Origin of the sequence: Streptomyces tricolor (assembly GCF_002155905.1) — a bacterium.
Taxonomy (GTDB): domain Bacteria; phylum Actinomycetota; class Actinomycetes; order Streptomycetales; family Streptomycetaceae; genus Streptomyces; species Streptomyces tricolor.
The window spans coordinates 1-12,837 of the sequence record NZ_MUMF01000145.1 but is presented as its reverse complement, the minus strand read 5'-3'; the positions used below and the strand labels follow the sequence as shown (position 1 = coordinate 12,837).

9 protein-coding genes, 1 tRNA gene, 1 pseudogene and 1 riboswitch are annotated in these 12,837 nt (G+C 73.8%); of the genes and pseudogenes, 4 read left to right on the top strand and 7 right to left on the bottom strand.

What is annotated here, in order from left to right:
- Together CCN44_RS11900 and CCN44_RS11895 are read right to left on the bottom strand one after the other, a co-directional pair.
- Positions 1 to 191: pseudogene (locus CCN44_RS11900) on the bottom strand (GTP cyclohydrolase); the annotation flags it as partial.
- A gap of 95 nt (positions 192 to 286) precedes the next feature.
- Complete coding sequence (locus CCN44_RS11895; protein ID WP_086697633.1) at positions 287 to 817, bottom strand: MarR family winged helix-turn-helix transcriptional regulator; 531 nt, start codon at positions 815 to 817, stop codon at positions 287 to 289.
- A 102-nt stretch (positions 818 to 919) separates the two neighbouring features.
- On the opposite strand from CCN44_RS11895, the gene CCN44_RS11890 reads away from it, so the two are divergent.
- Entirely contained in the window at positions 920 to 2,050 is a 1,131-nt protein-coding gene (locus CCN44_RS11890) for a dihydrofolate reductase family protein (protein ID WP_086697632.1), read from the top strand.
- Between the two features lie 116 nt (positions 2,051 to 2,166).
- Here the strand turns inward: CCN44_RS11890 and CCN44_RS11885 are convergent.
- Positions 2,167 to 2,240 (bottom strand) — tRNA-Met (locus CCN44_RS11885).
- Positions 2,241 to 2,561: 321 nt separating this feature from the next.
- Positions 2,562 to 2,728, top strand: a riboswitch (cyclic di-AMP (ydaO/yuaA leader).
- A 9-nt stretch (positions 2,729 to 2,737) separates the two neighbouring features.
- Here CCN44_RS11885 and CCN44_RS11880 point away from each other — a divergent pair.
- Positions 2,738 to 3,775 carry a M23 family metallopeptidase gene (locus CCN44_RS11880; protein ID WP_059249876.1) on the top strand — a complete coding sequence of 346 codons (1,038 nt, stop codon included), beginning with the start codon at positions 2,738 to 2,740 and terminating at the stop codon, positions 3,773 to 3,775.
- Positions 3,776 to 3,865: 90 nt separating this feature from the next.
- Positions 3,866 to 4,810 (top strand): aldo/keto reductase, encoded by a 945-nt coding sequence (locus tag CCN44_RS11875; RefSeq protein WP_086697631.1) that lies wholly within the window; start codon positions 3,866 to 3,868, stop codon positions 4,808 to 4,810.
- A gap of 104 nt (positions 4,811 to 4,914) precedes the next feature.
- On the opposite strand, the gene CCN44_RS11870 is transcribed toward CCN44_RS11875, so the two are convergent.
- The 4 genes from CCN44_RS11870 to CCN44_RS11855 form a co-directional block, all read right to left on the bottom strand.
- Complete coding sequence (locus CCN44_RS11870; RefSeq protein WP_189397117.1) at positions 4,915 to 6,219, bottom strand: PrsW family intramembrane metalloprotease; 1,305 nt, start codon at positions 6,217 to 6,219, stop codon at positions 4,915 to 4,917.
- Between the two features lie 42 nt (positions 6,220 to 6,261).
- Positions 6,262 to 7,089 (bottom strand): tRNA (guanosine(46)-N7)-methyltransferase TrmB, encoded by an 828-nt coding sequence (trmB, locus tag CCN44_RS11865; RefSeq protein WP_059249873.1) that lies wholly within the window; start codon positions 7,087 to 7,089, stop codon positions 6,262 to 6,264.
- Positions 7,090 to 7,163: 74 nt separating this feature from the next.
- Positions 7,164 to 8,381 (bottom strand): L-2-hydroxyglutarate oxidase, encoded by a 1,218-nt coding sequence (gene lhgO / locus CCN44_RS11860; protein ID WP_086697629.1) that lies wholly within the window; start codon positions 8,379 to 8,381, stop codon positions 7,164 to 7,166.
- A gap of 152 nt (positions 8,382 to 8,533) precedes the next feature.
- Positions 8,534 to 9,958, bottom strand: coding sequence for a hypothetical protein (locus CCN44_RS11855; protein WP_014673559.1), 1,425 nt, complete (start codon positions 9,956 to 9,958; stop codon positions 8,534 to 8,536).
- A 715-nt stretch (positions 9,959 to 10,673) separates the two neighbouring features.
- Here CCN44_RS11855 and CCN44_RS11850 point away from each other — a divergent pair.
- Positions 10,674 to 12,749, top strand: a complete 2,076-nt coding sequence (locus CCN44_RS11850) for an asparagine synthase-related protein (protein ID WP_086697628.1) — start codon at positions 10,674 to 10,676, stop codon at positions 12,747 to 12,749.
- Positions 12,750 to 12,837: the final 88 nt, after the last annotated feature.

The following is a 12,837-nucleotide window of genomic DNA, read 5'->3' as shown; positions in this document are numbered from 1 at the left end:
CCGGTCAGGCACTCCGAGTGCAGCCGCACCAGCGGGACCGGGCCGGGGTCGCCGAGGACGAGGGCGAGGTGCTCCTGGCCGTCGGTGAGGCCGTGGAAGGTGACGAGTTCCGCCTCGGCGCGGTAGCCGTCGGCGAAGCGCAGCGGTACCCGGACGCGGGCACGCGGGGTGGCGGCGGGGATGTCGGGCATGCGGGTCCCTCCGGAGCATGTGCTTCAGATTTGAAGCAGTGGTTCGCAGGGACCCTACTCCTGCTTAAAAGTTAAAGCAATTGAGAGGTGTGGGCTCAGGAGGACGGGGGCGGCGGAGGCGAACAGGGCGAGCGGCGCCGCCAAGGGACGTCGTCGGCACCGGACTCGGCGTCCTCGCCCTGCAACCCGCGCGCGATCCCCGTGCAGATCTCCTCCAGCTGCCCCACCTGCTCCGCGGTGAGCCGGTCGAACAGCGAGGCGCGCACCGTCTCCACGTGCCCGGGTGCCGTACGCTCCAGTACGGCCATCCCCGCGTCCGTCAGCACCGCGAGCGAACTGCGCTTGTCCCGGCGGCAGTTCTCCCGGCGCACCAGGCCGTCCCGCTCCAGCCGGGTCACCGCGTACGTCAGCCGGCTGCGCGTGATCTTCAGCGTCTCGGCGAGGTCGGTCATGCGCAGCCGCCGGTCCGGGGCGTCGGAGAGGTTGGCCAGCACCGAGTAGAACAGGTGCGGCATGCCACCCTCCTGCTGGAGCTGCCGGTCGATCGCGTCCTCCAGGAGGCGGGAGGCGGCGATGTAGGCGCGCCAGGCGCGCTGCTCCTCGGGGGTGAGCCAGCGGGTCGTCATGCCGCCAGTGTAGGTTTGTTTAAAAGTTGAACCAAGACGTCCGCCTCCGGACGGGCTCGTCCCGCTCCGGAAGAGGGCGTCCTCCGGGAAGAGAGGGCGCCGATGCCCCTGCCGTACGTGCTGCTGTCCGCCGCCGTCTCCCTCGACGGCTACCTGGACGACACCGGCCCCGAGCGGCTCCTGCTGTCCAGCCCGGCCGACTTCGACCGGGTCGACGCGGTACGGGCCTCCGTCGACGCCATCCTCGTGGGCGCCGGCACGATCCGCGCCGACAACCCCCGCCTGCTGGTCAACTCCGCCGAGCGGCGCGCGGCCCGTACGGCGGCGGGCCGCCCGGAGTACCCCCTGAAGGTCACCGTCACCGCTTCCGGCGACCTCGACCCGGCCGCCCGCTTCTGGCACACCGGCGGCGAGAAGCTCGTCTACACCACCGACCGGGGCGCCGAGCGGGCCGCCCGCCTCCTCGGACGCACCGCCGACGTCGTCCCGCTCGGCCCCGCCCTGGACTGGCGGGCCCTGCTGGCGCACCTGCACGACGAGCGCGGCGTCGGGCGGCTGATGGTGGAGGGCGGCGGCACGGTCCACACCCAGCTCCTGCACCACGGCCTCGCCGACGAGCTGCACCTGGTCCTCGCCCCGCTGTTCGTCGGCGACCCGGCGGCCCCGCGTCTGTTCGGGCCGGGCGGCTACCAGGCCGGCCGCCTGCGCCTGCTCGACACCCGCCGGATCGAGGACGTCGTCCTCATGCGGTACGCGCCCACGGCCCCCGGCACCGGCCCGTTGCCCGTCGCCGCCGACCGCCACTGGCTGCGCACCGCCTGTGAGCTGGCCGCGCTGTGCCCGCCGTCGCGGACGGCGTTCAGCGTCGGCGCGGTGGTGGTCGCCGCCGACGGTACGGAGCTGGCCCGCGGCCATTCGCGCGAGGGAACCGACCCCGTGGTGCACGCGGAGGAGGCGGCCCTCGCCAAGACCGACCCGGCCGATCCGCGGCTGGCCGGCGCCACCGTGTACAGCAGCCTGGAGCCGTGCGCCCGCCGCGCGTCGCGCCCGGCGCCGTGCGCGGAGCTGATTTTGCGGGCCGGGGTGCGCAGGGTGGTCACGGCCTGGCGCGAACCCGACACGTTCGTGGCGGGTGCCGACGGGACGGGGGTGCTGCGCGCCGGGGGTGCCGAGGTGGTGGTGCTTCCCGAGCTGGAGGACCTCGCCAAGGCGCCGAACGCCCATCTGCTGTGAGCGCCCGGCGCCACCACGGAGCCATCGAGGGGCGCCGCCCCGGGAACACCGGGTGGCGCCACCGCGGAAACACTCAGGGCCCGGAATCCAGTGGATTCCGGGCCCTGAGCCTTCAGTAGCGGGGACAGGATTTGAACCTGCGACCTCTGGGTTATGAGCCCAGCGAGCTACCGAGCTGCTCCACCCCGCGTCGTTGTGTCTCCAGTGTACGCCATGCGCGGGACCGCTCGCACACCCCTTTCGGCTGGCCATGATCACCGGCCCGCCCGGCGTCACCCAAGGTGACCGGATGAGCGCCCTCCGCATAACATCTGAGTCACCATCAAAACCTGAAGTGACTCATGAACGCTCCTGAAGCCCGGTCAACTCGCCCGGTTTGACGGGGTAGTGGGCGATAGATCCGCCGGTAAAAACGTTAATGATCAAGCCGTTCGGCTTGGAAAGTGACTGGCAGGTCTATTAACGTTCGATAACGCAGCGCGGTCGTCCCAGCCGTCACCAGAGGCGGCTCCGTGCGCACGCGCCGAATCCCGCAAGGGAGCCGGGGAACCACCATTCTGGGGTGAATCACGCGGATGCCGCCGTGAACTCACGGAGTCCACGACCGGTATACGCGCGTAGGAGACCTTCCTGCTCCGAACCCGTCAGCTAACCCGGTAGGCGGAGGAAGGAAAGGAGCACGCCCGCGTGGCGTCCAACCGGCCTGTCCCCGAAGCCCCGTCCATACCGGCACAGCGCGACGCCGAGACCTTCGGCTACGGCGCCTACCGCGCCGAAGAGGGGCCCTGGGAGGAGTGGAACCCCACCGCGGACTCCGTCGCCCCGGTCCGCGGCCGGCACCGCGTCGCCAAGCAGCGAGGCGGCTTCGCACGCAGCTCCACCGTCCTCGGCGTCGGCGTCATGGCCGCGGTCGGCGCGGGCGGCATGGCCAGCGCCAACACCGGCAAGCCGCCGGTCTCCCTCTCCCTGCCGGACATGCCCTCCGTCGGCTCCCTCTTCGACGACGGCTCCGCCGACACCGAGGTCACCGAGGCCGGTACCACCACGCTGAGCACCGTCGGCGTGGCCTCCGCCCAGGGCGAGGACAGCACCGACGCGGGCGAGGCCCTGCGCAGCCGGATCATGGCCCAGGCCGAGCAGCAGCAGGGCCAGGCCGAGAGCAAGGCCACCGCCGCCGCGCTCGCCGCCGCCGAGAAGAAGGCCGCCGCCGAGGCCGCCAAGGCCGAGAAGCAGGCCGCCGCCGAGGCCGCCGAGGCCAAGGAGAAGGCGGAGGCCGCCGCCGAGAAGAAGGCGGAGGAGGAGCGGCTGGCCCGGCTGGCCAAGCAGTACGCGCTGCCGACGTCCTCGTACACGATCACCTCGACCTACGGCCAGGCCGGCTCGATGTGGTCCTCCGGCCACCACACCGGCCTCGACTTCGCCGCCCCCACCGGCACCCTGATCAAGGCCGTCCACAGCGGCACGATCACCGAGGCGGGCTGGGCCGGCGCCTACGGCTACCGCACCATCCTCACCCTCGACGACGGCACCGAGATCTGGTACTGCCACCAGTCCTCGATCAGCGCCTCCGTCGGCCAGAAGGTCTCCACCGGCGAGGTCATCGGCCGCGTCGGCGCCACCGGCAACGTCACCGGCCCGCACCTGCACCTGGAGGTCCACCCCGACGGCCAGGCCGGCGGCGTCGACCCGATGGCCTGGCTGCGCGACAAGGGCCTCAACCCCTGACGCCACCGTGCCGCTCCGCGCGGCACTCTTTGCGGGAACTTGACGCCGGCGACGGGATGCGAACCCCGTCCGCCGGCGTTGACCTGACGTATGACATCACTTCGTACACTCGGCTCTTCCGACCTCGAGGTCTTCCCGCTCTCGCTCGGCGGCAACGTCTTCGGCTGGACCGCGGACGAGCAGACCTCCTTCGCCGTCCTCGACGCCTACACGGCAGCGGGCGGCAACTTCATCGACACCGCCGACGCCTACTCCGCCTGGGTCGAGGGCAACAAGGGCGGCGAGTCGGAGACCCTCATCGGCAAGTGGGTCAAGGCCCGCGGCAACCGCTCCGACGTCGTGATCGCCACCAAGGTCAGCCAGCACCCCGAGTACCAGGGGCTGTCCGCCGCCACCATCAAGACCGCCGCCGACGCCTCCCTGCGCCGCCTGGACACCGACTACATCGACCTCTACTACACCCACTTCGACCAGCCCGAGGTGCCGGTCGAGGAGATCATCGGCGCGCTGGACGAGCTGGTGAAGGCAGGCAAGGTGCGGCACATCGCCGCCTCCAACATCAGCGCCGACCGCCTGCGGGCCTCCCTGGACTTCTCCGCCCGCGAGGGCCTCGCCCGCTACGTCGCCCTCCAGCCGCACTACAACCTGGTCTCCCGCGACACCTACGAGGGTCCGCTGCAGGACCTCGTCGCCCGCGAGGGCCTGGCCGCCGTCCCCTACTTCTCCCTCGCCGCGGGCTTCCTCACCGGCAAGTACCGGCCCGGCACGACCGTCGACAGCGCCCGCGCCGGCCGGGCCCAGGAGTACGCCGACTCCGAGCGCGGCCAGAAGGTCCTCGCGGCGCTGGACGAGATCGCCGCGGCCCACGAGGCCCCGGTCGCCACGGTCGCCCTGGCCTGGCTCGCCGCGCAGCCGACGGTCACCGCCCCGATCGCCTCGGCGCGGACGGTGGAGCAGCTTCCGGCGCTGCTGGGGGTGGCGGAGCTGAAGCTGACGCAGGAGGAGCTGGCGCAGCTGACGCAGGCGTCGGCCTAGTTCCGTCCGCCTGATTCCTCTTCCGCCCGGGTTCTCTTCGCCGCAACGGCGCCCGGCCGCGACGGCGCGATCCGGCGGTGCCGGATCCTGCGCACCCCGGAGGTCTACGACCGGTACGGGTTGTACGCGGGATACCCGGGGTACGGCATCGCCGGGTATCCGTGCGGTGCCGGTCCCCAGTACACCGGCACCGGCATGGCCGCCCGGCTCGCGTACTCCAGCGCCGGCCGGGCGAGACTCCGTCGCCGCCACAGCTCGTCCAGCAGCTCCCGCTCCCGTACGACGAAGTCCGCCCCGGCCTTCCCCTGCCGCCCCCGGTGCCGCAGGAACGCCAGCGAGGTGGCGCACGCCTCGTACCGGGCGACCTCCCGCGCCGCCGGACGGCCGTGGTGGTGCCGGGCGTAGTCCCGGGCCATGCGCCGCGCCCGCATCGACCCGAGCGCGAGCGGCTCGGCCGGCCCCAGCCACCCGGCCAGCACATACGCCGGCAGCTCCGCCCGCACGGTGCGCAGCTCCCGCTGCCGGGTCCAGATCGCCAGCCAGGTGAGCAGCGCGAACGCGGGCACCATGAAGGCGCCGTAGACGGCGAAGAAGCCGTACTCGCCGAAGGTGGAGGAGCCGTTCCAGAAGGCGTGCATGCCCATCGCGAGCAGCAGCCCGCAGACCGGCACCAGCACCCGCCGCACGTGCTGCCGCTCGGCGGACAGCGCGGCGATGCCGAAGCCGATGCCGGTGAGCACGGTGAACAGGGGATGCGCGAACGGGGACATCACGATGCGCACGAAGAAGGTGGCGGCGGTGACGGAGGCGATGCCGCGGTCGCCGGTGAGCTGATCGGTCCCGAAGGCCGTACCGAGGTAGAGGATGTTCTCGGTGAACGCGAACCCGGTCGCGGTGACCCCCGCTATCACCACCCCGTCCACGATCCCGGTGAAGTCCCGTCTGCGGAAGAGGAAGACCAGCAGCACGGCGGCGGCCTTCGCGGACTCCTCCACGATCGGGGCTATCACGGTCGCGCCGAGCGTGTCGGCACTGGCGGGGTCCGCGGTCGAGGTGGCTATCCACTTGGTCGCGAAGCTGTTGGCCACGATGGCGATCAGCGCCGCCGCACAGGCCCCCCAGGCGAAGGAGAAGACCAGGTTCCGCCAGGGGCCCGGCTCCACCCGGTCCAGCCAGCGGAACGCGGCTATCAGCCAGGGCACGGGCAGCACGGCCAGGCCGAGCCCGACGAGGAAGCCCTCCGTGCCGGTCTGCCGCCGCACGAGCGCGAGGATGACCAGGCCGGACAGCGCCAGCAGGCTGCTCAGCGCCCCGTACCGCACCCACCTGCGCTGCCACCAGTGCGGGTGGCGGAGCACACCGTTGCCGGGGCTCGGGGGACAGGTCGGAAACGGAGGACTGGTGGCCACGGCATCGACCCTAACGGGGACGGTACGAGGGGCTGGAGCGGATTATCGGCCCTGGCTGTGCGGTACGCGCCGGAACAGCAGATCGTTCACCACGTGACCCTTGTCCAGTCCCTGCCCCTCGAAACGGGTCAGCGGCCGGAACTCGGGACGCGGCGCGAAACCGCCGTCCGGCTGGGTGTTCTCGAAGTCGGGGTGCGCGGTGAGCACCTCGAGCATCTGCTCGGCGTACGGCTCCCAGTCGGTGGCGCAGTGCAGGAGCGCGCCGGGCCTGAGCCGGGTCGCGGCGAGCGTCAGGAACTCGGGCTGGATGAGCCGCCGCTTGTGGTGCCGCTTCTTGGGCCACGGGTCGGGGAAGTAGACGCGCAGGCCGTCCAGCGCGTCCGGCCGGAGCATCTCCCGGAGCAGGATGATCGCGTCGCCGTTGCCCACCCGGATGTTCGACAGGCCGTTGCGGTCGGCGAGACCCAGCAGGTTGCCCTGCCCGGGGGTGTGCACGTCGACGGCGAGGATGTTGGTGTCCGGGTCGCCCGCGGCCATCTGCGCGGTGGCCTCGCCCATCCCGAAGCCGATCTCCAGGACCACGGGGCGGTCGTTGCCGAACAGCTCGGCGAGGTCGATCACCCGCTGCCCGTCGATGTCCAGCCCCCACTTGGGCCACAGCCGCTGCAGCGCGTCGGCCTGTCCGGCCGTCACCCGGCTCCGCCGCGGCTGGAAGCTCCGGATCCGCCGCTCGAAGTGCGAGCCGGCGGGATCCGCCTTGGGCCCGTCCGGAAAGCGCGGCTCTCCCTTGGCCCGGGCGTGCCGGACGGAGGCACCGGGGTCGTGGGTGCCCGAGGGCGGGGCGTCGGGGGCATCGAGGAAGTCAGACACAGTACGACCGAGTTTACGGCGCGCGCGGGAAGGCGGACGGCGCCGCCGGGCCGGCCCCCTTCCCGTCCCACCGCCTACAGCGAGCCGAGCAGCGACAGCACCCGCCGCCCGACCTCCCGCCCGATCGGCAAGGACGCCGTGGCCGCGGGCGAGGGCGCGTTGAGCACATGCACCGCCCGCACCCCCTCCCGGATCAGGAAGTCGTCCACCAGCGTCCCGTCCCGCAGCACCGCCTGCGCCCGCACCCCGGCGGGGGCCCGCACCAGATCACCGGCCTCCACCCCGGGCAGCAGTCTGCGCACGGCCTCCAGGAACGCCGCCTTGGACACCGACCGCCGCAGCTCACCGGCCCCGTACCGCCAGTGCCGCCGGGCTATCGCCCAGGAGCCGGGCCACGCCACCGTCCCGGCCAGCTCCCGGGGCCGTACGTCCGCCCAGCCGTACCCCTCCCGGGCCAGCGCCGGCACCGCGTTGGGGCCGATGTGCACACCTCCGTCGATCCCGCGGGTCAGATGCACCCCGAGGAACGGGAACGCCGGGTCCGGCACCGGGTACACCAGCCCCCGCACCAGCTCCGGCCGGGCCAGCTCGTAGTACTCCCCGCGGAACGGCACGATCCGCATCTCGGGCTCGTCGCCGGTCAGCCGGGCCACCTCGTCGCAGTACAGCCCGGCGCAGTTCACCAGCACGCGCGCGCGTACGACGTCCCCGGCCGCGGTGAGCACGGCCACGCCCCGCTCCGGGCGCCGGTCCACCCGTACGACCTTCGCGCCGTACCGGATCTCCGCCGCGGAGGCCCGGGCCAGCTCGCGCGCGACGCCGACGAAGTCGCACACCCCGGTCGTACCGACGTGTATCGCGGCGAGGCCGCGCACCTCCGGTTCGTACTCGGTGATCTGGGCCGGCCCCAGCTCGCGCACCGGGATGCCGTTCTCCCGCCCGCGCTGCACGAGCGCGTGCAGCCGCGGCAACTCCGCCCGGTCGGTGGCGACGATCAGCTTGCCGGTGACGGCGTGGGCGATGCCGTACTCGGCGCAGAACTTCACCATCTCGGCGGCGCCCCGCACCGCGTACCGCGCCTTGAGCGAGCCCGGGCGGTAGTAGATCCCGCTGTGGATGACCCCGCTGTTGCGCCCCGTCTGGTGCCGGGCGGGCCCCGGCTCCTTCTCCAGCACGGTCACCCGCGTCCCCGGCGCCGCCCGCGTGATCGCATACGCCGTCGACAGCCCGACGATCCCCCCGCCGATCACGAGCACATCACAGTCGTACGCCCCGGCCCGCACCTGCACCACCTCCGCCTCCGATAGTGCACTGCGCCACTGACAACGGCTTCAAACGCCGGGAGGGCACAGCGCCCCGCGAGGGGCGCGGGGAACTGCGCGAAGAACCACGACGGAGCCGCGGCCGCGAGACGGCGGTGACCCGGCGGACGACTGGGCGACTCTCACGCCGGCGCCATCAGCAGGGGCCGGGCCCGCTCCCGCAGCTCCACCACCCGCGGCTCGTCCCCGTAGGGCTCCAGCCGGTGCAGAAGATCCTTCACATACTCCGTCGTCCGCGCCGAGGAGATCCGCCCGGCCACCTCCACGGCCCGCACGCCCTGCTCGCACGCCGCGTCGAGATTGCCGGACTCCAGCTCGGCCACCGCGGAGACGACCAGCCGCAGCCCGTGCGACCGTACGAACTCCTCCGTCGGCTTCGACAGCGCCTGCTCGGTGAACCTCCGCACCTGACGCGGCGCCTTCAGGTCCCGGTAGCACTCGGCGGCGTCCGCGGCGAACCGGTCGTAGCCGTAGAACCCGAGCCAGGACGGGTCGTTGTCGCCGGGACGGGACCGCTCCAGCCATCCCTCGGCCGCCTTCAGCGCCGCGCCGGCCGCCTGCGCGTCTCCCGCGCGCGCGTGGGCCCGTGCCTCGACCAGCCGGAAGAAGCTCATCGTCCGCGCGGTCGCCAGCCCCCGGTTGCGCTCCAGGGCCGCCTGCGCGAGATCCACGCCCTCGTCGCCGAACCCCCGGTAGGTGGCCTGCAACGACATGGACGCGAGGACGTAGCCCCCCAGCGGGACGTCCGCCGCCGCGCGCGCGAGGCGCAGCGCCTGGATGTAGTACCGCTGCGCGGCCTCCTGCTGCCCGGTGTCGAAGGCCATCCACCCGGCGAGCCGGGTGAGTTCGGCGGAGGCGCCGAACAGGGCGCGGCCGACCTCGTCGGAGTAGGAGCCGAGCAGCAGCGGCGCCGCCTCCACCCGCAGGCACTCCGGCACCATCGACGAACGCCAGTCCCCGCCGCCGTACTTGGAGTCCCACCGCCGGGCGTCCTCGGCGGCCTCCCGCAGCTTGCGCACATCGCTGTGGCCGACTTTGATCGGTGCGCCGGACCCCTCGGCGGAGCCCGCCTCCCGCGCGACCGAGCTGTCGGCGGGGGTTATCAGCCAGCGTGAGGCGGGCGTTGCGTATGCGCTCACTGCGAACGACCCGGCCAGCGACTGCCAGATGCCGCCGGAGCCGGCGCGGCGGCCGGCGAGGTCCAGGCGGTACAGCTCCGTCGCCGACTTGACCGCCTGTCCCACGTCCCGGGGGAAGGCGAGGCCCACCTCGGGCGCGGGATCCGCGTCGGCCAGGCCGATCTCGTGGAGCGGCACCGGGCGGCCGAGCTTCTGGCCGATGGCGGCCGCGATGAGGTGCGGCGCCGCACCCTGCGGGACCATGCCCTTCGACACCCAGCGCGCCACCGACGTCTTGTCGTAGCGAAGCGTCAACCCGCGTTGGGCGCCGAGGTCGTTGACGCGGCGGGCGAGTCCCGCGTTGCTGATTCCCGCGAGGGCGAGAACGGCGCCGAGCTTCTCGTTCGGCCCGCGTTGCTCCCTGGACATGCGCCACCCCTCGACACAGACGGCTGCCGTGCTGGCATAACCACGCGGCATTCGTAAACCCAGCGTAGTTCGCCGCATCCCAAGCGTTAAGGGGCATTGTTCCGGTTGGCGGGATTGTGGTCCGTACGAAAGTACGGCCCTGTACGCACCGTGCACGGGCTGTCGCCGCGTGCCCCCGCGCGTGTGGCCGTGCGCCCGCCCGTGCGCTCTTCTCCGGCCACCGGGGGAGCGGTTCCATGGCTTCTGCGTGGGTCGGCCCGCTGTACTGGATCCAGTGGGCTGGGGGACACCGCCACCTTCATCCCCGCGGGTGGCGGACCGGTCCGGGAGGCGATGCCCGCCTCCCGGGCCGTGCGCGCGCGTGTGCGCCGCCCGGCGCTCGGCGGGCCTGTACGGAGCGTGCTCAAATCCCTGACGCCGCCCGTTATTTGGCCGAAAATCGACCCCTGGACGAAGCGGTGGATTGCCGTCCCGACCACGCAACTTGAGGGCGCTAACGGCGGTTTGGGGGAGCGCACAGGGGGCGCATTCGCGCCGTACCGGCCGGACGCCCCCCGGGCCGCACCCACCGCCCACGCCTCAACTCCCCTGGCGGGCCGCGCTGGCTTCCCTCGATCGAAGGCGGTGCCGCCGCCCCTCTCCGGCACGCCCTTCATGGCAGCATGGGGACCGGTTCGTGCGGTGCACTGGTTGTCCACAGCCTGTGGAGGCGTCGATGCGGTGGTTGGTGGGATGGAGCAGCACCGCCGCGGGCGCCGCCGGGATCGGCTCCGCGGGCGCCGTCGGGTACGACGGCGAGACGCTGCAACCGGTCGGGTCCCAACTCCTGTGGGGCGACCCGGATCCGCTGTGGGCCGTCGGTGACTGGCGCCCCGACGAGGTGCGCGTGGTGCACGCCGACGCCCAGCACCGGATCGCCGTCCTCGGCATCTGCGGCGCCACCGACGAGGAGCTGCGGCGCGGCCTGTTCACCGCGCGCGGGGGCGCGGTGCGCCATCTGACCACCTGGCCCGGCAGCTACACGGTCGTCGTCCAGGCCGGCCGCCGCATCACCGTCTGCGGCGATCTCGCCGGTGCCCGCCCGGTGTTCCACACCCCGTGGGCCGGCGGCACCGCCTACGCCACCGCCGCGCTGCCCCTCGCCGACCTCATCGAGGCCAACCTCGACTTCACCCACCTCGCCGCCCTGCTGGCCGCCCCGGACGTACCGGCCGCGCTGCGCGACACCACCCCGTACGACGGCGTACGGCGGCTTCCGCCGGGGCATGCGCTGGTGCTGCGCGCCGGTGCCCGGGAGATCGCCGGGTACGAGCCGGTCGCCTCCCTCGCCGTCTCCGCGCCCCCGGCCGACCCCGACCGCGCCGTGGACGCCGTACGGGACGCCCTCGTGGAGGCGGTCCGCACCCGGCTGGCGGCACCCCGGCACGTGCCCGACCTCGACCCCGGCCCGGTGCCCGGCATGGGGCCGGCCGAGCGGCGCGCCGCGCGCGGGATGCCGGTGCCCGGCATCGGTGCCGACCTGTCCGGCGGGCCCGCCTCCGGCACCCTCGCCCTGCTGGCCGCCGGGCTGCCCGGCAGACCCGGCACGCTCCTCGGCCACGGCACGGGCGCGGGCGAACGTCTCCTCGCCGTCACGTTCAACGATCTGGCGGTGACCGGCCGCGAGGCCGAACTCGAACGCGCGGGCGCCCTGGCCGCCAACCCCCGGCTGCACCACGTCGTGGTCACCGGCGGCGAGGAGACCCTGCCGTACGCCGACCTCGACGGCCCCCTGACCGACGAACCCGGCCCCTCCCTGGTCCTGGCGGCCCGGCACCGCGCGCGGCTCGCCGCCGGCAGCGCCGACCACTTCACCGGCCACGGCGCCCGCCAGGTCCTGGACGCCCACCCCGCCCGCCTCGCCGATCTTCTGGTCGACCGCCGGCGGCGCCACCTGGTCCGGCCGGTGGCCGCGCTCGCGCGCGCGGACGGTTCGGTGCTGGTCCCCGCGCGCGTGTACAGCGCGGCCCGCCGCCTCGCCCGCACCCCCTACCGGGCGGGCCTGGAGGGGCTGGCCGAGCGGCTGATGCGGCGGCGGTTCGACGAGCCCAAGGGGGCGGTCGGCGCGTCCCTCGCCGCGCTGACCTGGGCCGGACCCGGGCCCGCCGCCCGGTGGCTGACGGGGGAGGCGCTGGCTGAAGTATCGGTTCTGCTCCAGGCGGAGGCCGACCGCTCCGGAACCGGCGCGCAGCGCCCCGGCGACTACCGCGCGCGTGCGGCGCTGGCCCGGCACGCCGCCGATCTGCGCGTCCTGGAACAGGCCGCGCAGATCCGCTCCCAGCGCCTGCACGCGCCGTTCCTCGACAACCAGGTCGTCCGCGCCTGCCGCGACCTCCCCGAGGCCCTGCGCGTCCAGCCCGGCGCCCGCGCGGCCATCCTCCGTACGGTCCTGGAGGGCACCGGCATCACCGACCTCCCGCCCGGCTGGGGCGCGCCCTCCCACGCGCCCTCCGCGGCAGCCGCGCGCGCGGGGCTCCGGCTCGCGGCCGACCCCCTCGTGGACCTGTTCTCCACCCCGCTCCTGGCCGACGCCGGCCTGGTCGAGGCCCGCGTCGTCCGCAAGGCGCTGCGCTCCGCCGCGGCGGGCGACCCCCTCCCCCTGGACGGCCTGGCCGACCTCGTCTCCCTCGAACTCTGGCTCCGCCGCCTCCTCTCCCGCCGCGGCACCTGCTGGACCGGCACCCCCACCCGCTCCCGCGCGGTCCCTTCGGGAATCCAGCCGAGAAGAACCGCCCTGACCCCGGGGGCGTGAGCCTGCCGGCGGGGGCGGCGGAGAGCGCGGTGCGCCGTTGGTTCGGGGCGGCCGTACGGGGCGGCGGAGGTGGTGGCGCGGCTGCGGG

Excerpts from the sequence above, each read along its gene's own strand:
- CCN44_RS11895 (WP_086697633.1), bottom strand. The coding sequence starts at position 817 with ATGACGACCCGCTGGCTCACCCCCGAGGAGCAGCGCGCCTGGCGCGCC.
- CCN44_RS11890 (WP_086697632.1), top strand. The coding sequence starts at position 920 with ATGCCCCTGCCGTACGTGCTGCTGTCCGCCGCCGTCTCCCTCGACGGC.
- CCN44_RS11875 (WP_086697631.1), top strand. The coding sequence starts at position 3,866 with ATGACATCACTTCGTACACTCGGCTCTTCCGACCTCGAGGTCTTCCCG.
- CCN44_RS11855 (WP_014673559.1), bottom strand. The coding sequence starts at position 9,958 with ATGTCCAGGGAGCAACGCGGGCCGAACGAGAAGCTCGGCGCCGTTCTC.
- CCN44_RS11850 (WP_086697628.1), top strand. The coding sequence starts at position 10,674 with ATGCGGTGGTTGGTGGGATGGAGCAGCACCGCCGCGGGCGCCGCCGGG.